Source organism: Rhodococcus sp. UYP9 (assembly GCF_040547235.1).
In the GTDB taxonomy this organism is placed as follows: Bacteria; Actinomycetota; Actinomycetes; order Mycobacteriales; family Mycobacteriaceae; genus Rhodococcoides.
Genome location: NZ_JBEPPH010000004.1, coordinates 490,436 through 510,567, shown reverse-complemented (window position 1 = coordinate 510,567; position 20,132 = coordinate 490,436). Strand labels below are relative to the sequence as shown.

The window sequence follows — 20,132 nt, the reverse complement described above, 5'->3', positions numbered from 1 at the left end:
TCGATGGATATTCTTGCAGCTCTTCAAGTTTCACTCGCGCAGCTGATCGGTCCGTCCGCAATCTTCTACGCATTACTCGCCATCGGCTTGAACCTGCACTTCGGTTATGCGGGACTACTCAACTTCGGCCAGATCGGGTTCGCCCTGCTCGGCGGATACGGCGTCGGCATCATGACGGTCACCTATCAGCAGCCGTTGTGGGTCGGTATCCTCGTCGGTCTCGGTGCGGCCGGACTGCTCGCGCTCGTCCTCGGCATCCCGACGCTCCGGCTGCGGGCTGACTATCTGGCTATCGTCACGATCGCGGCCTCGGAGATACTCAGACTCGTCTTCCGCTCGACCGCAACGGATTCGGTGACCGCATCGACCAACGGACTGTTCGGTTTCGCTGATCCGTTCACGTCGCTGAGTCCCTTCGACTCGGGGAAGCAGTACTCGTTCCTGGGCGTCAAATTCTATGGCGACGACCTATGGTCGATGGTGGTGGGTTGGACACTCGTACTCGTTCTCTGTGGCTTCGTGTACCTGCTCACACACAGCCCGTGGGGCCGCGTCCTCAAGGCTGTGCGCGAGGACGAGGACGCTGCGCGATCGCTGGGTAAGAACGTGTTCGTCTACAAGATGCAGGCCCTTGTCATGGGCGGTGTCATCGGCGGCATGGGCGGCGTGTTCAACGCACTGCAGACCAAATCCATCAACCCGGACTTCTACTCCACCGCGCAGACCTTCTTCGCATTCGGAGCTCTGATTCTCGGCGGTGCCGCGACGGTGTTCGGACCGGTGCTCGGTGCCATGTTGTTCTGGTTCCTACTATCGATCCCCGACGCCATCCTTCGCCAGGCGATCACCGGCCCCGATCCCCTGCTGGACCTCAGTGAGCAGCAGGTCGGTGCGACTCGATTCGTACTGTTGGGGATCCTGATCGCTGTTCTGATGGTCTTCAGACCCCAGGGTATTCTCGGGAACAAGCGGGAGGTCCAACTCAATGCCTGACACCTCATCGGCTTTGGCCGCACGCGCTGCCAAAGCTCTCAGCTCCGAAGAGCGAAGAGCACTGTTCGCAGGCGTACCGAGCACTCCCGGCGCACCGAAGCCCGACCCAACCCTGGTCGTCGACGGCGTCTCACGGACGTTCGGCGGGCTCAAAGCGGTCGACGTTGCCCACCTCGAGATTCAGCGCGGCTGCATCACCGGACTCATCGGACCGAACGGCGCAGGCAAAACCACGCTGTTCAATCTGCTGACCGGTTTCGATCGACCCGACACCGGCACCTGGTCGATGGATGGCCAGTCACTCGGGAAGATGCATCCGCATCAGGTTGCCCGCAAAGGCGTCGTGCGCACCTTTCAGCTGACGAAAGCACTCTCGAAGCTCACTGTCCTGGACAATGTCCGCCTCGGCGCCACCGGGCAGAAGGGCGAACGCATACTCAACACGTTCATGCCATGGACGTGGAAAGCCCAGGAACGGGAGATCACCGAACGCGCCTACGATCTCTTGGCTCGATTCAAGCTCGACGCCAAGGCAGACGATCTCGCCGGCTCATTGTCGGGCGGGCAGCGCAAACTGCTCGAAATGGCCCGTGCGCTCATGACCGACCCGGCTGTGGTGATGCTCGACGAGCCGATGGCAGGCGTCAATCCTGCTCTCACACAAAGCCTGTTGGGGCATATCAAATCACTGCGCGACGACGGAATGACCGTGGTGTTCGTCGAACACGATATGGACGTCATCCGAGATATCAGCGACTGGGTCGTCGTTATGGCACAGGGCAGTGTCATCGCCGAATCCACGCCCGAGGAACTGTCGAACAATGGCGCTGTCGTCGACGCGTACCTGGGAAGTCACCACGACCAGGCGCTGGAATTCGACGAGAACGGCAACCCCGTCGGTGCGACCGCCGAACTGGCCGAAGCACTCGCGCAGGCAGAGGCCGAAGAGCTCGAGGCCGGCGGTGACCTGTCGGAACCCGAATTTTTCGCTCCGGACGTCGTTAGAGGCTCTGCTGCGGCTGACAGGCCTGCCAAGGGAGAAGACGACAAATGAGCGAACCCGGTACACAAAAGTTGACCGCCGCAGAATTTGCCGCGACCCCGGCAGAGCATGCTCGGCTGGCCGAAGGCGCGCTACTGCGAGCCGACAATTTGGTTGCGGGATACATTCCCGGCGTCAACATCCTCAGTGACTGCAACTTCTTCCTTCGCGACGGTGAGATCGTCGGCATCATCGGCCCCAACGGGGCAGGTAAGTCGACACTTCTGAAGACTCTGTTCGGGCTGATTCCCGTGCGCGAAGGTTCGGTCAAGCTGCGCGGTGACAACATCACTTCGGCCGAAGCGCACGTGCTGGTGACGAAAGGCGTCGGATACGTCCCGCAGACGCAGAACGTCTTCCCGTCGCTGACCATCGAAGAGAATCTCGAAATGGGAATCTATTTGCGTCCCAAGAAGTTCGCTGAGCGCTTCGAGTTCGTCAGCGAACTCTTCCCACTCCTGGGTGAGCGCAAAAGGGTCAAGGCGGGCGCACTGTCCGGCGGTGAACGCCAGATGGTCGCGATGGGTCGCGCGCTCATGATGGAACCGTCGGTGCTGCTGCTCGACGAGCCGTCGGCGGGCCTGTCGCCGATGTTCCAGGACGAAGTGTTCATTCGCTGCAAGAAGATCAATGCGGCAGGCGTCTCGATCATCATGGTCGAGCAGAACGCGCGTCGGTGTCTTCAGATCTGCGACCGAGGCTATGTCCTCGATCAGGGCCGAAATGCCTACACCGACACCGGGACCAATCTGATGAACGACCCGAAGGTGATCGAGCTGTACCTCGGAACGTTGGCAGGAAGCAAGGAGAAGTAACCGCACCTCGCACGCTACGCAGGACGCCGACACGGTTGTTTCCGTGTCGGCGTCTGCGCGATTCCTCGCTTTCGGAGAACCCGTCGACATCCTTGGTCGTCATCGACAAAGCCAGCTCCGGGCCTGTCGTCAGCCGGCCTCGCCATCGCACCCGCACGCTGGTACCTCGACCCCAGGCCGACCATCCTGCCCCTCTGTCGCGTAACCATCACGCTTCCACCAATCCAACCCGCCGAGCATCTCCTTCACCCGAAAGCCGAGACTCACCAACTTCATCGCAGTCTTGGTGGAAGCATTGCAGCCGATCCCATCGCAATACGTCACATAGAGTGGCGCCCTGTCGAAACCCGTTAGGGACTCCTGCGAAATAGTCTTATGCGGAATACTCACGGCACCAGGAATATGCTCCCGGTCATACGCAACCGTGCTGCGCCCGTCCACCACGACGACATCGGTACCCAGCTCCCCCTGAGACTGCAATGCCGCGTACAGATCCCACGAATCGATCTCGTACTCCAGCTTCTGCTGATAGAACGCCAACTGATCCATCGCATACTCCCCCTCAGTAATAGCGTCCGGCACGCGCGACTGTGTTCCCGAGTCCCCACGAGCAGGGCCGAAAGCTCCTGCAACACAGAGCCCCTGACGTACCTGCCAGTTCCGCGTAGCTCTCACATCTGCGCGCCACAGAATGCTGTTGGCACAACAACGGGAGCCCCGTTCTGCCGAGCAGAACGGGGCTCCCTAGTTGAATCAGTCGATCACTCGCCAACGACGATGAATCCATCTGTGGTCAGTGTGTTGTCCGGCCCGAAGACCAGGTTGCCGTAGGAACCGGTGGCGGGTTCGCCGCCGTCGGTGAAGTTCAGCGCACCGGTGATTCCGTCGTAGTCGAGGTCGGTTCCGGCCTTTGCCAGCGGAAGACACTGAGCATAGGTCGTGCACTTCTCGCCGCCCTTGGTGACTGCGTTGATGTTCGCCGCGATATCGGTACCTGCGGTCGACTTTGCGGCCTCGGCTGCCAGCGCTGAAATCACCACCGCGTCGTAGGACTCGCCCGCGTAGTTGAAGTCCACCAGGGCCGGGTTGATGGCCTTGAGTCGGTCCTGGAATGCCGGGCCGACGTCGGTGAGTGGCGTCGTACCTCTCATCGTGTCCAGCAACGGCTTTGCCACGGATTCGCCGAGTGCGTTACCCATGTTGCCGTCGACGCCGAAGACAGCCATTCCGTCGGACGGTCCGATGCCGACCTCGTGCATACGGGTGATGATCTTCGCCGATTCCTCGAAGCCGATAATCGCGACGGCATCGGGTGCGAACGTCTTGACGTCGTCCACCTCGGCGTTGAACGACTGTGCGTTGGGATCGTAGATGATCTTCTGAATCTGATCCGACGGAATGCCTGCCGCCTCGAGATTATCGACGGTGTTGCTGGCGAGGCCCGTTCCGTAGGGATCGTTCAGCGCGAGAATGGACACGCGCTGTGCGCCGTCCTCGGCGATGAGCTTCGAGAGCGCCTGTGCCTGCAGCACGTCGGTCGGTGCGGTACGGAAGTACTGCCCCTTGTCGGCATAGCAAACGAACTGATCGGAGGTATTGGCCGGCGAGAACTGGACGACGCCTGCACTGGCGATCTTGTCGATGACCTTGAGAGACACCGAGGACGACGCTGCACCGATGATGACGTCGGAGCCACCGGCGAGCAGGCGGTCGACGGTCGTCGTCGCGGTATCGGTGGTCGTGTCACCCGAGTCGCCGGGAATGAGCTGGACGGGCTGGGCGAGTACGCCACCGGCCTCGTTCACGTCGTTGATGGCGAGTTGGACACCTGCAACCTCAGGCGGCCCGAGGAACGCGAGAGTTCCGGTCTCGGGGAGCAGAGTTCCCACGACAAGCGGAGTGGTGACAGGCGTTGCGCCCGCAGTGGCCATTTCGGGCGTGCAGTCGGTCGAGACCGTCTCTTCTGCTGCCGAGCTTCCGCCGGCGGCGCTGGTGCTGTCACTCGAATTCGAATCGTCGTTCGAGGAACATCCGAACAGTGCCAATGATGCAGCACCCAACACCGCAGCCGTGCGGACGTAGGTCCGTTTTGCCATCTAGGGTCTCCTTGGTTTGCTCATCGCTATGAAGCACACCTGAGTCGTATGAGGCTCTTGTGTGGATCAGACGGTAGCTGTCCGAGGCGATTTGCGATCAGCGAGAACGAGGCTCGTGACCTTACTGTGACCTGATGGGCAAAAGTTTTACGTGGCTGTAGCCTGAGCCCTCCACCGAAGCCGAAAACCCTCGCTTACGCAGTGTTGTCCAGAGTCTCGATGATGATGAGTGCCACGGCTTTCATCGTCGTTCGACGGTCCATCGCTGCGTGCTGAATCCACTTGAACGCCGCAGGCTCGGTCAGCGACTGAGACTCCATCAACTTGCCTTTCGCGCGCTCGATCAGCTTCCGCGTCTCGAGTCGCTCCTGCAGATCGACGATCTCGCTCTCCAGCGACGAGATCTCCGTGTATCGACTGGCCGCAAGTTCGACGGCCGGTATCAGGTCCGCCTTCGAGAACGGCTTCACCAGATAAGCCATGGCACCCGCATCGCGCGCCTTCTCAACGAGTTCTCGCTGACTGAATGCGGTCAGGATCACCACAGGTGCGATCCGCTTCTCGGCAATTTCCGATGCGGCGTCGATGCCGTCGCGACGAGGCATCTTCACATCCATGATCACCAGATCGGGTCGAAGTTCGATGGCCAGATCCACCGCCCGTTGACCGTCGGCCGCCTCACCCACCACCTCGTACCCTTCCTCGCGAAGCATTTCCACGAGGTCGAGGCGAATCAGAGATTCGTCCTCGGCAACTACGACACGAAGTGCGGGCTTGCCACTACCTTGCGCAACAGGAGCATTCATACGTACCAGTCTCCTTCGACAGTCATCGCCCATCAGTGCTCGAGCCTTTGAAGGGTACCGGTGCAACACCCCCGCGGCGCATCTTCTAGACTCGTCAATCGTTGCTTGAAGATGCCAGCCCTCGTATCCCAATTGGCAGAGGAAACGGATTCAAAACCCGTCCAGTGTGAGTTCGAGTCTCACCGAGGGCACCACGTAGTACAGGTCAAAGATTCACTGTGAACCGACACCCGCCAGGGTGTCGTGTTTCGCTCGGCGCCTTTCGCAGCATCGGTTGCCCTTCCGCTTACCAGGATTCGATCGTGCCATGAGCGGGTTCGGCGGGCGCCGTTGCGGCCCGAGCGTGACTCAGAGTCACTCCGATCGGAATGCTCACGATCAGTACGAGAAGTACCAGTCGATATCCCATCGCGGGCGTCCGCCGGCCAGCGTGCCGGGTCGATCGAAGACTGAGTACCAATGCGATCACCAACGGGACCGCCCCGATATCGACGAGGATCGGAACCCGTAGTAGCGCACCGACAATCACCAACAGATTGCCCAGATTCCAGCCGGCCAGCCGAATCCATGACAGCTGTGATGTCGGAGCGGGGGCGCCGGTGACCGTGTGGCCGACCGCTAGTGCGCATTGTGCGACACCACACACCAATACCGAGTAAGCCGCGAGCCAACTTCCTCGCTCGAGGTCCAGTGGGCCCGTCACCGCAGCGACGAGCCCACCGGTGATGACGAAGCACACGCCCAGAACGTAAGTGACGCGTAGGGCGTCTACCTTCATCCGTAGTCAGGCGGTCGCCGGCTCGTCCACGACCCCGCATTCACAGACATGATCGGTTGCCGCATGGTCCACTCCTGCAGCGACAGTCGACGTCTTGGCTTCGACCTTCGCCCACAGAGCTGCCAAGGATGCCGCTTTCGACTGCGCGAGAGCAGGCAGCGCGCGACTTTCATAGGTACGCAGGTACTGGCCGAGGTACACCCGCAGACCCGCGACCTCGGCAGCGCCCTCGACGGCGGACTGTGCTTCCGCTACTCGGAGGCTCGATGCAACGACCGCGTCGCGCTCGTGGACGACTCGATCTGCCAATGCCTCGTCGATCTCGCGCAAAGCCCGACCGAAATCTGCTGCCTCGGCGTCGAGGAGATCGGCCAACGGACCGCTGCACCACGCGAGGAGTTCGATACGCGTCCCGACGGCCAAGCCCTCATCCCCCGCACTCGCGGCGTCGATCACACGCGTCGCGTAGCCGGAAAGCGCGCCGGATACTTCAGCGTGCCGATTCAGGACTGCCTCGATAGCGGCGGCATCGGCGCCGGTGCTGGCGAGGACCACATCGGATCGCGCCGGCTCCTGGATGGCTTCTGGCGTCTTCGCCTTCTCGGACGGAGCCCGTTCGAGCAAGAAGAGCAGTAGGTGAGCTGGGGTGATCGCTTCGACAGAGTGCGGAACGCGCGCATCGACATGAACTATCGCCCCGGCCGACATGTCGATCCGTTCGCCGCCGACCTCGATCACGGCATTTCCTGAAATAGACTGCAACACAATGGGTACCGCCGCAGTGTGCTCGGTCATCACGGCACCGGAATCGATGGTCAAACGAATCATCGTCACTCCCGGCCCCTTGAAGACACGGCGAGTCTTGACCTTGCCCTTCTCGACCGGACGCACGTGCTGCGCGTCATCGGTATTTTTGGTTACCAACGTGTGAGTTGCCGCTTCCATGAATAGAAAGTATCACAATGCTTTTTAATCAACTAGGATCGATAGCATGATGCGAGACTTGAGAGACCGGCACGACGTCGAGACCATGGTCGGCGACTTCTACGAACGAGCATTCGCCGACCCGTTGATCGGTCCGATATTCACCGAGATCGCGGTCATGGATCTAAGCCATCACCTGCCGATCATGTGCGACTTCTGGGAAACAGTGCTGTTTCGCGTAGGCAAGTACAAGCGCAACGCGTTCCAACTCCACGTCGCACTGAACGATAAGTTCCCACTGGAGCAGGAACACTTCGACCGGTGGCTCGAAATCTGGGTCGCCAACGTAGACGAGAGCTTCGCCGGACAGAAGGCCGAGGCAGCCAAGACCCAGGCGCGCCGGATCGCCTACTCGATTCATCGACGGCTTCACGCGAGTTCACGTCGCGAGAACGAATCCGTGAGTACGCGCAGCGTCCAAGCGGGTCTGTGATGTCTGAATTTAGCGGATAGTGATACTTTCAAACAATGGCTGATCGGAGCGACAATGCCCATCACGCCGCGCTCGCATCCGAAACGCGGCGGCAGATACTCGACATGCTCGTCGAGTCTCGCGATCCACTCGACGCGCTGAGCATAGCCACCAGAATCGACCTGCATCTCACCACTGTTCGGTTTCATCTCGACCATCTCGAAGGCTCTGGAATGGTTCGGCGCCAGCCGATCTCGGAGAAGCGTCGCGGACGGCCCCGAACTTTCTACACTGCCACGCCAGTGGTGCGGAGCGAGACTTCGCAAGTACAACTCATCGACGTACTGGCCGAGGCGTTGGCGACCCACGACGACGGTGGCCGCGCGAGTGCGGAAGACGCAGGAAGGCAGTGGGCAGACGACATCATTGCCCAGAACACGATGGCCGGAACGAACAGAGTCGAGCTGCTGACCGTCCTCGACCAACTCGGCTTCGACCCACACACCGATGCCCAGGGAACGATCGAATTGCGAGCCTGTCCGTTTCGCGACTCGGCGGTGGCGCATCCACAAGTGGTGTGCTCGGTGCACCGCGGCCTGATCGAACGAATCCTCGAGATCGAAGAGGACACCAGCCCGAATGTCGCGCTACTCCCCTTCGTGCAACCCGACTTATGCGTGATCACAGGGACGAGACGAATAAGCCATACCTAAAAACTCCTGGTAAACGGCCTTGCGGATAGGGCCTATGGTGGGGCCATGTACATACCTAGCAATCTTCGTTGCCATGACAGAGGCGCAGGCACATTATGTGCGGAGCGTGTCACTCACCGGTTCGGTGATCCCGCCGGCACCTCGGACGCCAAGTGGGTCTACTACCAGTGCAGTGCGGACACACAGCACACCACCGGATATGTCGACCGCCCGATGACCGACTGACCGAGCTCAGGTTCGTCGAGCGCGCCTTTGTTCGCGGGATCAGACTCAGGACAGGCATTTCGTGACTTTCATCCGTCGAATCGGTCACGGCACCAGCGAGACGTCGATACGGCGTCGAACGCTTCCCGGCGAGACTCCGAGCATCCGTTTGAATGCTCTCGAAAATGCTGCTTCGGATTGGTAGCCGCTACGTTTGGCCAGTTCCGCCACGGATACATCATGGGACCGAAGAGCATCATGAGCGCTCCGCATTCGCCACTCCGCAAGATAATGCATCGGCGATTCGCCGACCATCGACGTAAATCTCGCTGAGAACGCCGACCTCGACATCGACACCCTTGTAGCCAAAGACGCAACCGTCCATCGATGGTCGGGTTCTCGATGAATCAATGCCAATGCGGGCCCGATGCTTACATCCTGCAGTGCACCGAGCCAACCGACCTTCGACGCTGAATCATGTTCGATCCATGACCGAAGTGCCTGTATGACAAGGATGTCCGACAACCGAGTAATGACTTCCTCTCCCCCGGGCCGACGTTGCCGCGCCTCATCAGCGACCAAGCCGAGCGTGCTGTGCATCCAGGACAGGTGTGGTGACGGCTCAGATTCGACGACGACCAGCGGTGGAAGCGATCGGATCAATCGAACCGCCGACGGGTGGTCGAGACGTACTGCACCACAGACCAATGTTGTTGCCGCGCCCCCACTCCCGTGTTGAATGACCGCGTACCGATCGCTGAGGTAGTCGTGCGGTAGGTCGTGGACCATGGGCGCATCCTCCGCCGCATCGACATCGCTGGACAGCATGTGCCCGAGACCGTGTGGTATCAGAGCGAACTCACCGGGAACCAAATAACGTGGCTGAGTACCTTCGACGCTGAGCAGGCATCTACCGCTGGTGACGACATGGAACCACAGGCAGTCCTCCATCACCGGCATCTCGAGGCCCCAAGGCTCGGACAGCTCGGATCGGCAATAGAACGTGCCCGTCATCCGGAGAAAATGCAGCGCCTCACCCAACGGGTCCGACGATCTCCATGGATCTTCTCCTCGCATACACCGACCGTAACCCAATCTGGACGATTGAGCATGAAACAGCGATCTTGAGTCATAGAAAGTCTTGGACCGGCAGATCAAACTGGGTTCCATCCACCAATAGCAACGGAAGGAAACCTCATGATCACGGTGATGGGTGCACGCGGACACGTCGGCAACAAGATCGCACACGTCCTACTCGATGGCGGCCTGCCTGTTCGAGTCCTGGGAAGAAGCGCGAGGACGCTGGATGATCTCGCGAAGCGCGGCGCGGACGTGCGGGAATTCGATCTCGCGGACACCGCTCAGCTCGCTGAGCTGCTACGCGAGTGCTCCGCGCTGTTCGCGATGGTCCCCAGCAATCCGTTCACCGAAAACTATTCGGCCGAACAGGACCGATTCGGGGTGTCGATTGCATCGGCCATATCCGTGAGCAAAATATCCACGGTCGTCACGTTGAGCAGCCTGGGCGCCGACCGACCCGACGCACCGGGAGTGATCGGCGCGCTGCATCGCCAGGAGGCTCGACTGCGTGCCCTCACCGGCGTTCGCGTGACGGCCCTGCGTCCGGTGTCCTTCTTCGAGAATCTGCTGGCAGCCGTCGACCAGCTTGTCCAGCAAGGCAGCCACGTCGATTCGATCGTGTCGGATCTACCTATCCCGATGATCTCGGCCAGTGATATCGCGGCCGCCGCAGCAGATGCGCTCGTCGACCCCGATTGGGACGGTTATGCCGTCCGCGAGCTCCTGGGTGAACGTGACGTGAGCTACATCGAAGCCACCACCATTCTGGGTAGGCACCTCGGCATCACCGATCCGCGGTATGTCCAACTGTCGTACGCCGACATGGCATCGGTTCTGACAACTATCGGATTTTCGCTCGAGTACTCCCACCACTACGTGGACATGACCCGGGCGTTCAACTGCGGTGAACTGACCGAGCCGGTACCTCGCACATCCGCGAACACCACGCCCACGAGCATCGAAGCGTTCGCTGCGTCGTTGTCCGTAGCGGGGAGCCGCTCGTGATCGAACGAACGACCGCCGTCGCAACCATGGTTGCTGCTATCGGCTGCGGCCTCATTGCTGGAGTCTTGCTCGCCTTCTCGATCTGCGTCATGCCTGCGCTGAAGAATCAACCACCGTCGGCGGCAATCGCGACGATGCAGCAGATCAACGTCTCGATCGTGTCACCGAGCTTCCTGACCTTGTTTATCGGCAGTGCCGTTGCCGCGATCGTCGCGGCCGCCGGATCCATCTGGTTCGGCACCGGATCGCAGAGCCTCGTAGTGGTCGGCGCAATTCTGTATGTTTTCGGCTGCGCCGTGGTCACGATGGTCGTCAACGTCCCGCTCAATGACACGTTGGCGACAGCAAGTGCAGACTCCCCGGCAGGCGCTCAGGTCTGGTCGGCCTACCTGGACAGCTGGATTGCGTGGAACCACGCACGCACAGGCGCAGCCGGAGCCGCCTGCGTCGCATTGACGATCGCCGTCAGATGTCAGTCCTCCCTCTAGTCCTGCAGGCTGGAATCCTGGTGTCGTGCCTTTATCTCCGCTTCGAACCTCTCGATCAGCCGATCCGCCTCGGCCAACGTGTCGTCTCCGGCTCCTTCGTCCATCGAGGCGTCACGCCCCCGCCGGAGTGCAGCCAGTTCTGCATCGAGCTCATGGTTGTCGAGTACTCGTGGGTCCAACATGATGGTCATTGTCCGTCAGCCACTGCTACCCATGCAGCGCTTTCGCAACGTGAGATTGTTTCGATCATGACCACCATCCACAGCTTTGCGCCGATAGTCTCGGACAATGCGCACACGCTGATACTCGGATCGATGCCGGGAATCGCGTCGCTGACAGCCCAGGCCTACTACGCACATCCACGAAATACGTTCTGGCGGATCATGGGAGAACTGTTCGAGGCCGGACCGAACCTGGACTACGAAGATCGCGTTGCCGCGCTACGACGCCACGGCATCGCCGTCTGGGATGTGATGAAGCTGTGCACGCGGACAGGAAGCCTCGACTCCGCGATCGTCGAATCCTCCATCGAGATCAACGAAATCGCCGCGCTCCTCGACTCTCACCCGTCGATCGAGCGGATCTTCTTCAACGGCGCCAAGGCCGAAGCCAGCTATCGCCGGTACGCGCCGACGACGGTGCGGACCACCGAAGTCACGACGACTCTGCTCCCGTCGACGAGTCCGGCGCACGCGTCCATGAGTTTCGAGACCAAGCTCGCTGCGTGGGCGGTCGTCGACCGCTGAACTCGGTTGCGCTGGGCCGTCGTTGGTATTTCAGGTCGTCTCTGCGGTTATATCTTCGGTGAGAGAACAATGATCCCAGCCACCCATGGAGCATGCAATGAATGAGAACCGCCAGGAGATCGTCGAGCAGCTCACCGAAATCGCCTGGATCCTCGACCACAAGGAGTGGCACCGCCTCGGCGAGATCTTCACCGAGGACGCCGAGGGTTACGGTCAGCAGGGTCTGCCTGCGATCACCGCCAACACCATCCGCTATCTCGGCCGCTGCGGGCCCACCCAGCACTTGACCGGCAACTACCGCGTCCGTGTCGATGGAGACCGGGCCACGTCGACGAGCTACATCCGGGCCATACACTTTTCCGCGCCTGGGCGCCCGGTGCAGCACTGGGACTTCGTAGGGATATACGACGACAGGTGGTTGCGCACGGATGCGGGTTGGCGGATCACCCACCGTTCATGTCAGCCCTTGGGCACCCTCGGCGACCTTGTCCTCCCGGTGGAGGACGGCGCCTGACGCGCTCCATCGTCAGCGACCGTCCCTGACGCGCTCCATCGTCAGCGACCGTCGGTCCTCTCGAGGCACTGCCTGACAACTACGTGGCCAGTCGTTCTTTCTTGGGAAAGTGTCGGATGAGACCCTCTTGGACGACGGTGGCCAACAACAGCCCGTCCATCGAGAAGAACCGACCGGTGGCCAAGCCCCGCGAGCCGGCAGCTACCGGTGATTCGGTGGCGTAGAGCGCCCATTCGTCGAATCGGAACGGCCGGTGGAACCAGATCGAGTGATTGACGGTCGCCGCAACGATCCGATCGAACCCCCATGAAAGCCCGTGAGTGGTGATGATGGAGTCGAGCACTGTCGTGTCCGACGCATACGCCATCGTGGCCGCATGGTAGATCGACGCGTCGGGAAGTTCGCCGTCGGCTTTCATCCACACCCGATTGTGCGTGAGCCTCTCACCGGTTCCCTGCATGATCCAGGTCGGGTCGTTGGCGTAACGCATGTCGATCGGCTTGAGTGCGTTGACGAACATCTGCAGGCGATCTTCGTATCCGATGAAGTGATCGCCGAGCGGAGGCAACGCATCCGGGTATGGCACATCGGGTAGTTCGACGCTGTGCTCGAGCCCCTTACCGAAGTCCTGGAACGCGGCCAACATCACGAACAGCTCGTTGCCGTCCTGAATCGCGGTGACCTGGCGGTTGGCGAATGCGCGTCCGTCGCGCTGGATGGACACGTGATAGTCGATGGGTTTCTTGACGTCTCCGCCACGGATGAAGTGTGCGTTGACAGCGTGCACATCGCGGCTGGTGCCCGCGACCGTCTTACCGGCAGCGATAAGAGCTTGAGCGACGAGTTGACCGCCGAAGGTGCGGCTGCCCACCTGGCGCGGGTGCACCCCCCGGTACACACCTTCACCGATCTCCTCGAGGTCGAGCAACTCGAGAAGCGTCTGCAGATCCGTCTTCACATCGGTCCCGGGTAATGCCGCGGCACCGGGTCCCCCCACATCTGCCACTTACCGGTCCTCTTCCCCAATTCGGTGCACATGGATCAAGTTGGTCGAGCCTACTGTGCCGGGGGGCGCACCGGCGACGATCACGACCTGATCGCCCTTGTTGTACCGGCCGAGTTCGAGCAAGGCCTTGTCCACTTCGAGCACCATTGCATCGGTGGTTTCGACTTCCGGAACCAGGAATGTCTCGGTCCCCCAACTCAACGCAAGCTGACTACGCACCTCCGGAATCGAGGTGAACGCGAGTAGCGGGAGCGAGGTATGCAGACGAGACAAGCGTCGTACGGTGTCTCCGGACTGAGTGAATGCCACAAGCGCCTTGGCGTCGAGTCGCTCACCGATGTCCCGGGCGGCGTAGGAGATGACGCCGCGCTTCGTACGCGGGGTGTGTGTCAAGGGCGGAACGCCGTCACCCTCGGTCTCGACTGTTTCGACGATCCGAGCCATCGTACGGACGGTCTCCATGACGTATTTGCCGACGGAGGTCTCACCGGAGAGCATGACTGCATCGGTGCCGTCGAGAACCGCGTTCGCCACGTCCGACGCTTCAGCTCTCGTAGGCCGCGAATTCTCGATCATCGACTCGAGCATCTGAGTCGCGACGATGACGGGCTTCGCGTTGGCGCGAGCGATTTGAATGGCACGCTTCTGCACCAGGGGTACCTGTTCGAGCGGCAACTCGACGCCGAGGTCGCCGCGGGCGACCATCACAGCGTCGAATGCAAGAACGATGGCTTCGAGATTGTCGACTGCTTCGGGCTTTTCGATCTTGGCGATGACCGGCACTCGGCGGCCGACTCGGTCCATGATGGAGTGGACGAGTTCGACGTCGGCAGGCGAACGGACGAAGGACAGAGCAATGAAGTCGACGCCGAGGTCCAGGGCGAATTCGAGGTCCGCGATGTCCTTTTCCGACAGCGCCGGAACCGATACGTCCATACCCGGCAGGGACACGCCCTTGTTGTTGCTGACCGGTCCGCCCTCGGTGACCCGGCACAGAACGTCGTTCCCTTCGACGCCGGTGACGACGAGCCCGACCTTGCCGTCGTCGACAAGCAGGCGGTCACCTTCCTTGGCGTCCTGTGCCAACTCCTTGTAGGTCGTCGACACCCGATCATGGGTGCCTTCGACCTCGTCGACGGTGATGCGCACCAATTCACCGGCGGCCCAGGTGGTTTTACCCTCGGCGAATCGACCGAGGCGAATCTTCGGGCCCTGGAGGTCGGCGAGAATTCCCACGGCCTTGCCGGTGAGATTCGATGCCTCTCGAACCCTCTCGTAGTTCGCCTGATGATCGGGGTGATCACCGTGGCTGAAATTCAGTCTGGCGACATCCATTCCACTCTCTACGAGTTCACGGATTCGCTCACTGGTAGCGGTCGCAGGTCCAAGGGTGCAAACGATCTTCGTACGTCGGCTCACGAACACGAGCCTAGTCGGTGTGTCGCTTCGACTCGTCGGCAGAGGCGGCCAACAAAAATCTACCGATGAGTAATAAGACGCAGGCGCTGGTGAAAGCAACTGCATCGGTTCAGAGGCCGGTGCTGCTTGCCCTACTCAGGGTCCCGCCGATCGAGCCAGGATGTCCGGTGTCCCGTTCGACACCAGCGGCAAGAAGACACAGTCGGGTGAGCCACCGCAACAACCACGGCCCGGCGACCAACAGAACCACACCCGGCACGCAATGCACCGCCATAGCTCCAGCGAGTATTGGCCCGCCCCATGCCAATTCGTAGAACGACGGGTTTCCCACGGCGTAAGCCGGCCACACCACGGCACGCACTATCAGGGCGATAGTCCCTGTCGCCACCCCGATCGACAGAACGACCGCGAGCAGCGAGGTCAGGTGTGAACCCAAGTCCCGCCACATCCGACCGGAGCGAAGCTTGGCAACAACCAGGACGTACGGGTTCCGCCGCGACGACACCGCGGGCCGGTTCGGCGGGGAAAGCGGCACCCCCACTACGGCGGCAAGGACAGCACGCCGCGCGGTCGCACTCGCCTGCACGATGCTCGCGAACACCAATGCAAGTGGCGCCAACACGAGTGTCGCAACCGCGACAACACCAAGCGCGAAACAAACCGTCGCCAGCGCGAGACCGACGAGAGTGAGCGGCAGAGCAACAACCAACATGGCGAACTCACGGAGAATCTCGAGAGAGCGGTGGGGCCGCGCCCCACCACTTGTTGCCGTACTTCGGTCCGCATACGAACACCGGAATCGTCGACCGCCCGTTCCCTGCCGTAGCGATATGCGGGTCATCGCGCGAAGCGTCAGTCCCGAAGAGGCCGCCCGTGCTGGTCTCGCACGCTGCCGGTCAGCATCATGATCCCGTCGATCAGCGGCCAGATCCCGCCGATTCCGCAGGTCAACCACGTGACTGCGATCTGAGCGACCGCCATGCCCGGCTGATTGAGGTAGAAGCGTCCCGCGCCGAAAGCACCCAGAAGGATTCCGAGTAAACCCGCTGTCAGTTTGGACCTGTCCGAGAACGGCTCACCGGTGACAGGATGCCTACCGTACGGCGCCATGGGATCGACTCCGTACGGTGCTCCTGGATAACCCCCGTAGGCAGGTTGCGGCTGGTAACCGGGCAGTGGTGGGTATCCCGGCTGCGGCTGATATCCGGGTGGCGGTGGAAATCCTCCCGGTGGCGGTCCCGATGGCGGTGGACCGTAACCGCCGCCCTGGTACTGGTCGTAATACTGCTCGTTGGGGTTCGGCTGCGGGTAGCCAGGATCCGGCGCCCCGTACACCGGGCCCGACTGGCCGTAAGGAGATGCGCCGAAGTTCTGTTCGGGCGAAGTATCGCCTTGCGACGGTGCCGTATTCGGCTTGTCGAAACTGACTCCGGAACCTGGCCCATTGTCGGAGGCGGGGTCGGAGGCGGCGAGAGGTGGATAGCTCGGCGACTCGCCCCACCCCGGACCATTGCCGATACCAGAATGCACGGCCCATCCAGGGCCCGAACCCGATCCCGATCCGATTGCACCGGTCACCGGTCCGGTCTCCGAAGTTGCAGGCTGCTCGGACAACGACGCCTCGGCAGTTGCGTCGTAGTCGAACGGCGTGCCGAAATCGGGTGGCGTCTCGATTCGTTCCGTCTCGCTGTTGGATCCCTCATCGGAGGACCCACTCTCGGGCTTGTTGTCGGGCTCGCTCACCGGCTACTCCTTGCTCGAAATCGATGGCAGCCAGCACAGCCTGCCACATCCATACCGTCAGATCCTTCAGCTTTCGGCGCCCGCCGAAAGCTGCGGGTCGCCTGCCTCACTTACCGGGGGAATCCTTCTCACGACCTGACGTCGGGGCAGAGTCCTTCTCGAGCTCGACCGCCGCATCAGTCGTCTTCTCGGTTGTCGACTCGGACTCTTCCGACCCGGTCTTTTCCGTATCGGCGGAGGCGCTCGTGTGGTCCTTGGACTCGAGGCTTGCCGGATCTTCGCGGCCCTTCTTTGCCAGTACGAAGTAGAGAACCGCCAGAACGAACACGATGGCCGAGGTGAAGGTGTTGACGCGAATTCCTGCGATATGCGTGGCGTAGTCGTCGCGAAGTAGTTCGACCCAGAATCTACCGGCGCAGTATCCGGCGACGTAGAGAGCGAACAAGCGCCCGTGGCCGATGGCGTATCGACGGTCGACGACCACCAACAGCACAACGATGGCGAGGCTCCACAGAAGCTCGTACAGGAACGTCGGATGAACGATTTTTTCGAGCACGCCGTTCGATACACCCGTCAGAGGATCGAGGCGGCCGGCGGAGTTGACGCGTTCGAAGATCTCCAGGCCCCAGGCTCGCGTGGTCTCTCGTCCGTACAGTTCCTGGTTGAAGTAGTTACCGATACGGCCGATCGCCTGGGCGAGCAGGATCGGCGGTCCGACCGCATCGCCGAACGCGGGCAACGGGATTCCGCGACGACGACAAGCGATCCAGGCGCCGACTCCTCCGAGGAGAACTGCACCCCAGATTCCGAGCCCGCCTTCCCACACCTTGAGCGCGCGAACCGGGTCACCACCCGGCCCGAAGTAGGTGCTCCAATCGGTGATGACGTGGTAGATGCGGCCACCGAGCAGGCCGAAAGGCACTGCCCAGACGGCGACGTCGAGCACTGTGCCCTTGGTTCCACCTCTGGCCACCCACCGGCGATCACCCCAGACGACGGCGACCACGATCCCGACGATGATGAAGAGAGCGTATGCACGGAGCGCTATCGGTCCGATGTACCAAACACCTTGCGGCGGACTGGGAATGTACGCCAGAACTGCAGTCGAGGGTCCTAAGACGGAAGTCACAGGGCTACGTTAGCCGAACGGACACCCTCGGCGAGTTCGCTGGTCAGAGCCGCGACGGCATCCAGACCCTTGTCGACTGCGGACACCAGAGCCGAACCGACTATGACTGCATCGGCGTACTTTGCGATCTCGGCGGCCTGCGCACCCGATCGCACACCGAGACCGACACCCACCGGTATGTCGGAATGCTTGCGGATCCGGGCAGTCAGTTCAGGGGCGGACGAGCTGACGACATCACGAGCCCCGGTGACGCCCATGGTCGACGCGGCGTAGACGAATCCACGGCTGGCCTTCACTGTGCTGGCCAATCGCTCTTCGGTCGAAGACGGTGCAACGAGAAAGATGCGATCGAGATCGTGTGCATCCGAGGCAGCGATCCACTCGTCGGCTTCGTCAGGGATCAGATCGGGAGTGATGATGCCGAGGCCACCTGCACTAGCGAGATCCCGGGCGAAAGCGTCGATGCCGTATCGCATCACGAGATTCCAGTAGGTCATCACGATTGCCTTGCCGCCGCTCGCGGAGACTCTCTCGACGACCGTGAACACGTCACGCACTCGAGCACCAGCACGAAGTGCGGTATCTGCCGCAGCTTGGATGGTAGGCCCGTCCATGACGGGGTCGGAGTACGGAATACCGACCTCAACGATGTCACAGCCTGAAGACACCATGGTCTCGAAGACCTCGATCGACTTCTCGACCGTCGGGAATCCCGCCGGGAGGTAGCCGATCAGTGCGGCCCGATTCTCGTCTTTGCACGCTTTGAACGTGGCGCCGAGCCTGGAAGGTCGTTCGGTCATGCGGGGTCACCCTTTTCGCCGTCTACGTGCGCTTCACCGTCTGCGTCCACCAGACCGAACCATTCGGCCGCAGTATCGACGTCTTTGTCGCCGCGCCCGGAGAGGTTGACCAGCACGATCTTGTCCTTGCCGAGTTCTCGTCCCAGCTTCAGCGCGCCCGCGATCGCATGCGCAGATTCGATCGCCGGAATGATGCCCTCTGTCCTGCACAGCAGTCGAAAAGCCTCCATGGCCTCGGTATCGGTGATACCCCGATACTCCGCGCGCCCGATGTCGTGCAGATAGGAATGCTCCGGACCGACGCCCGGGTAGTCCAATCCCGCTGAAATCGAGTGTGATTCGGTGGTCTGGCCGTCTTCGTCCTGCAAAAGGTATGAGTACGTCCCGTGCAAAGTGCCCGGGGAGCCGCCACTGATGGTGGCCGCGTGCCTACCGGTGTCGACGCCATCTCCTGCAGCTTCGAATCCGACGAGGCGGACGGACGGGTCGTCGATGAACGCGTGAAAAATCCCGATAGCGTTCGATCCGCCGCCGACGCAGGCGGCAATGGCGTCGGGAAGGCGTCCGGTCGACGCTTGAACCTGCTGGCGCGCTTCGAGTCCGATGATCCGCTGAAAGTCGCGGACCATGGATGGAAACGGGTGCGGGCCGGCCACGGTTCCGAAGCAGTAATACGTATCGTCCGCATGCGCGACCCAGTCGCGCAAGGCCTCGTTGATTGCATCCTTCAGCGTCCGCGACCCCGAGGTGACAGCCACGACCGAAGATCCGAGCAACCGCATTCGTGCAACGTTGAGAGCCTGACGTTCGGTGTCGACCTCACCCATGTACACGACGCATTCCAGCCCCAGCAGTGCACACGCCGTGGCCGTCGCGACACCGTGTTGCCCTGCTCCGGTTTCCGCGATGACCCGCGTCTTGCCCATTCGCTTGGCGAGCAGCACCTGCCCGAGGACATTGTTGATCTTGTGAGAACCAGTGTGGTTCAGGTCTTCTCGCTTGAGCAGAATCCTTGCGCCGCCGGCATGCTCGGACAACCGAGTGGCCTCGAACACCGGGGAGGGTCGCCCGGTGTAGTCGCGCTGGAGTCGATCCAGCTCTGCCAGGAATTCCTCGTCACTGCGTACCTTGTCGTATTCGACGGTGACTTCTTCGATGACGCCCATCAGCGCCTCTGGAACGTACCGCCCGCCGTACACACCGAAGTGCCCGCCGATATCGGGATCGTGTTTGCTGCGGTCGGTCAACCCGAGGCTGCTCTCGGGTAGATCGCCGCCCTTGAAACGGGGGCTCTGAAGGTGGCTGGTCACCTCTCCAGTCTGCCCCAGCGACCGCTACGACCGAAATTCGGGGTTTAGT

General features: G+C 61.5%; 24 protein-coding genes and 1 tRNA gene. 11 read left to right on the top strand and 14 right to left on the bottom strand.

Annotated features, from left to right (window positions below; all coding sequences use genetic code 11):
* Positions 1-3: 3 nt before the first annotated feature.
* The 3 genes from ABIB36_RS15190 to ABIB36_RS15180 are packed head-to-tail and all read left to right on the top strand — an operon-like array spanning position 4 to position 2,850.
* A complete protein-coding gene (locus ABIB36_RS15190) occupies positions 4-993 on the top strand; it encodes a branched-chain amino acid ABC transporter permease (protein ID WP_084346533.1) in 990 nt (329 codons plus the stop codon).
* Positions 986-2,047 carry an ABC transporter ATP-binding protein gene (locus tag ABIB36_RS15185; protein WP_084346534.1) on the top strand — a complete coding sequence of 354 codons (1,062 nt, stop codon included), beginning with the start codon at positions 986-988 and terminating at the stop codon, positions 2,045-2,047. The genes ABIB36_RS15190 and ABIB36_RS15185 overlap by 8 nt, the downstream gene beginning before the upstream one ends.
* The gene (locus tag ABIB36_RS15180) at positions 2,044-2,850 is read left to right on the top strand and encodes an ABC transporter ATP-binding protein (RefSeq protein ID WP_084346535.1); all 807 of its coding nucleotides are present in this window, start codon (positions 2,044-2,046) and stop codon (positions 2,848-2,850) included. The genes ABIB36_RS15185 and ABIB36_RS15180 overlap by 4 nt, the downstream gene beginning before the upstream one ends.
* A gap of 129 nt (positions 2,851-2,979) precedes the next feature.
* Here ABIB36_RS15180 and ABIB36_RS15175 read toward each other — a convergent pair whose 3' ends face one another.
* From ABIB36_RS15175 to ABIB36_RS15165, 3 genes are all read right to left on the bottom strand, one after another.
* Positions 2,980-3,399 (bottom strand): rhodanese-like domain-containing protein, encoded by a 420-nt coding sequence (locus tag ABIB36_RS15175; RefSeq protein ID WP_354562211.1) that lies wholly within the window; start codon positions 3,397-3,399, stop codon positions 2,980-2,982.
* 212 nt (positions 3,400-3,611) lie between these two features.
* Positions 3,612-4,946, bottom strand: coding sequence for an ABC transporter substrate-binding protein (locus ABIB36_RS15170; RefSeq protein WP_354562208.1), 1,335 nt, complete (start codon positions 4,944-4,946; stop codon positions 3,612-3,614).
* Between the two features lie 194 nt (positions 4,947-5,140).
* Entirely contained in the window at positions 5,141-5,752 is a 612-nt protein-coding gene (locus ABIB36_RS15165; RefSeq protein WP_084346537.1) for an ANTAR domain-containing response regulator, read from the bottom strand.
* Positions 5,753-5,869: 117 nt separating this feature from the next.
* On the opposite strand from ABIB36_RS15165, the gene ABIB36_RS15160 reads away from it, so the two are divergent.
* Positions 5,870-5,946: transfer RNA gene (locus ABIB36_RS15160), tRNA-Leu, on the top strand.
* Between the two features lie 92 nt (positions 5,947-6,038).
* Here the strand turns inward: ABIB36_RS15160 and ABIB36_RS15155 are convergent.
* Together ABIB36_RS15155 and ABIB36_RS15150 are read right to left on the bottom strand one after the other, a co-directional pair.
* On the bottom strand, positions 6,039-6,530 hold the full coding sequence (locus ABIB36_RS15155; protein ID WP_354562206.1) for a hypothetical protein: 492 nt from the start codon (positions 6,528-6,530) through the stop codon (positions 6,039-6,041).
* Positions 6,531-6,536: 6 nt separating this feature from the next.
* On the bottom strand, positions 6,537-7,475 hold the full coding sequence (locus ABIB36_RS15150) for a cupin domain-containing protein (RefSeq protein ID WP_354562203.1): 939 nt from the start codon (positions 7,473-7,475) through the stop codon (positions 6,537-6,539).
* Positions 7,476-7,521: 46 nt separating this feature from the next.
* Between ABIB36_RS15150 and ABIB36_RS15145 the strand changes: the two genes are divergently transcribed.
* From ABIB36_RS15145 to ABIB36_RS15135, 3 genes are read left to right on the top strand one after another with little or no spacing between them, the layout of a single operon-like run.
* Positions 7,522-7,947, top strand: coding sequence for a group III truncated hemoglobin (locus ABIB36_RS15145; RefSeq protein WP_354562201.1), 426 nt, complete (start codon positions 7,522-7,524; stop codon positions 7,945-7,947).
* A 35-nt stretch (positions 7,948-7,982) separates the two neighbouring features.
* Entirely contained in the window at positions 7,983-8,639 is a 657-nt protein-coding gene (locus ABIB36_RS15140; protein ID WP_084346540.1) for a helix-turn-helix transcriptional regulator, read from the top strand.
* A 45-nt stretch (positions 8,640-8,684) separates the two neighbouring features.
* The gene (locus ABIB36_RS15135) at positions 8,685-8,864 is read left to right on the top strand and encodes a hypothetical protein (protein WP_084346541.1); all 180 of its coding nucleotides are present in this window, start codon (positions 8,685-8,687) and stop codon (positions 8,862-8,864) included.
* 84 nt (positions 8,865-8,948) lie between these two features.
* Here ABIB36_RS15135 and ABIB36_RS15130 read toward each other — a convergent pair whose 3' ends face one another.
* A complete protein-coding gene (locus ABIB36_RS15130) occupies positions 8,949-9,920 on the bottom strand; it encodes an AraC family transcriptional regulator (protein WP_354562197.1) in 972 nt (323 codons plus the stop codon).
* 120 nt (positions 9,921-10,040) lie between these two features.
* Here ABIB36_RS15130 and ABIB36_RS15125 point away from each other — a divergent pair, with 120 nt between their 5' ends.
* Positions 10,041-10,928 (top strand): NAD(P)H-binding protein, encoded by an 888-nt coding sequence (locus ABIB36_RS15125; RefSeq protein ID WP_354562195.1) that lies wholly within the window; start codon positions 10,041-10,043, stop codon positions 10,926-10,928.
* On the top strand, positions 10,925-11,416 hold the full coding sequence (locus ABIB36_RS15120) for an anthrone oxygenase family protein (RefSeq protein WP_354562192.1): 492 nt from the start codon (positions 10,925-10,927) through the stop codon (positions 11,414-11,416). Before ABIB36_RS15125 ends, ABIB36_RS15120 begins: the two co-directional genes overlap by 4 nt.
* On the opposite strand, the gene ABIB36_RS15115 is transcribed toward ABIB36_RS15120, so the two are convergent.
* Positions 11,413-11,607 (bottom strand): hypothetical protein, encoded by a 195-nt coding sequence (locus tag ABIB36_RS15115; protein WP_354562190.1) that lies wholly within the window; start codon positions 11,605-11,607, stop codon positions 11,413-11,415. The genes ABIB36_RS15120 and ABIB36_RS15115 overlap by 4 nt on opposite strands.
* 57 nt (positions 11,608-11,664) lie before the next feature.
* On the opposite strand from ABIB36_RS15115, the gene ABIB36_RS15110 reads away from it, so the two are divergent.
* Together ABIB36_RS15110 and ABIB36_RS15105 are read left to right on the top strand one after the other, a co-directional pair.
* Positions 11,665-12,162, top strand: coding sequence for a DNA-deoxyinosine glycosylase (locus ABIB36_RS15110; protein WP_354562187.1), 498 nt, complete (start codon positions 11,665-11,667; stop codon positions 12,160-12,162).
* A gap of 97 nt (positions 12,163-12,259) precedes the next feature.
* Entirely contained in the window at positions 12,260-12,676 is a 417-nt protein-coding gene (locus tag ABIB36_RS15105) for a nuclear transport factor 2 family protein (protein WP_354562185.1), read from the top strand.
* A 79-nt stretch (positions 12,677-12,755) separates the two neighbouring features.
* Here the strand turns inward: ABIB36_RS15105 and ABIB36_RS15100 are convergent, their stop codons facing one another.
* The 7 genes from ABIB36_RS15100 to trpB all read right to left on the bottom strand — a co-directional run bounded on the left by ABIB36_RS15100 (position 12,756) and on the right by trpB (position 20,083).
* Complete coding sequence (locus ABIB36_RS15100) at positions 12,756-13,682, bottom strand: acyl-CoA thioesterase (protein ID WP_084346548.1); 927 nt, start codon at positions 13,680-13,682, stop codon at positions 12,756-12,758.
* The gene (pyk, locus tag ABIB36_RS15095) at positions 13,683-15,101 is read right to left on the bottom strand and encodes a pyruvate kinase (protein ID WP_084346743.1); all 1,419 of its coding nucleotides are present in this window, start codon (positions 15,099-15,101) and stop codon (positions 13,683-13,685) included.
* A 109-nt stretch (positions 15,102-15,210) separates the two neighbouring features.
* The gene (locus tag ABIB36_RS15090; RefSeq protein WP_179142263.1) at positions 15,211-15,813 is read right to left on the bottom strand and encodes a sensor domain-containing protein; all 603 of its coding nucleotides are present in this window, start codon (positions 15,811-15,813) and stop codon (positions 15,211-15,213) included.
* 140 nt (positions 15,814-15,953) lie between these two features.
* The gene (locus ABIB36_RS15085) at positions 15,954-16,844 is read right to left on the bottom strand and encodes a TM2 domain-containing protein (RefSeq protein WP_084346550.1); all 891 of its coding nucleotides are present in this window, start codon (positions 16,842-16,844) and stop codon (positions 15,954-15,956) included.
* A 106-nt stretch (positions 16,845-16,950) separates the two neighbouring features.
* On the bottom strand, positions 16,951-17,973 hold the full coding sequence (lgt, locus tag ABIB36_RS15080) for a prolipoprotein diacylglyceryl transferase (RefSeq protein WP_354562180.1): 1,023 nt from the start codon (positions 17,971-17,973) through the stop codon (positions 16,951-16,953).
* Positions 17,970-18,773, bottom strand: coding sequence for a tryptophan synthase subunit alpha (trpA, locus tag ABIB36_RS15075; protein ID WP_084346552.1), 804 nt, complete (start codon positions 18,771-18,773; stop codon positions 17,970-17,972). The genes lgt and trpA overlap by 4 nt, the downstream gene beginning before the upstream one ends.
* A complete protein-coding gene (gene trpB / locus ABIB36_RS15070; protein WP_084346553.1) occupies positions 18,770-20,083 on the bottom strand; it encodes a tryptophan synthase subunit beta in 1,314 nt (437 codons plus the stop codon). Before trpB ends, trpA begins: the two co-directional genes overlap by 4 nt.
* Positions 20,084-20,132: the final 49 nt, after the last annotated feature.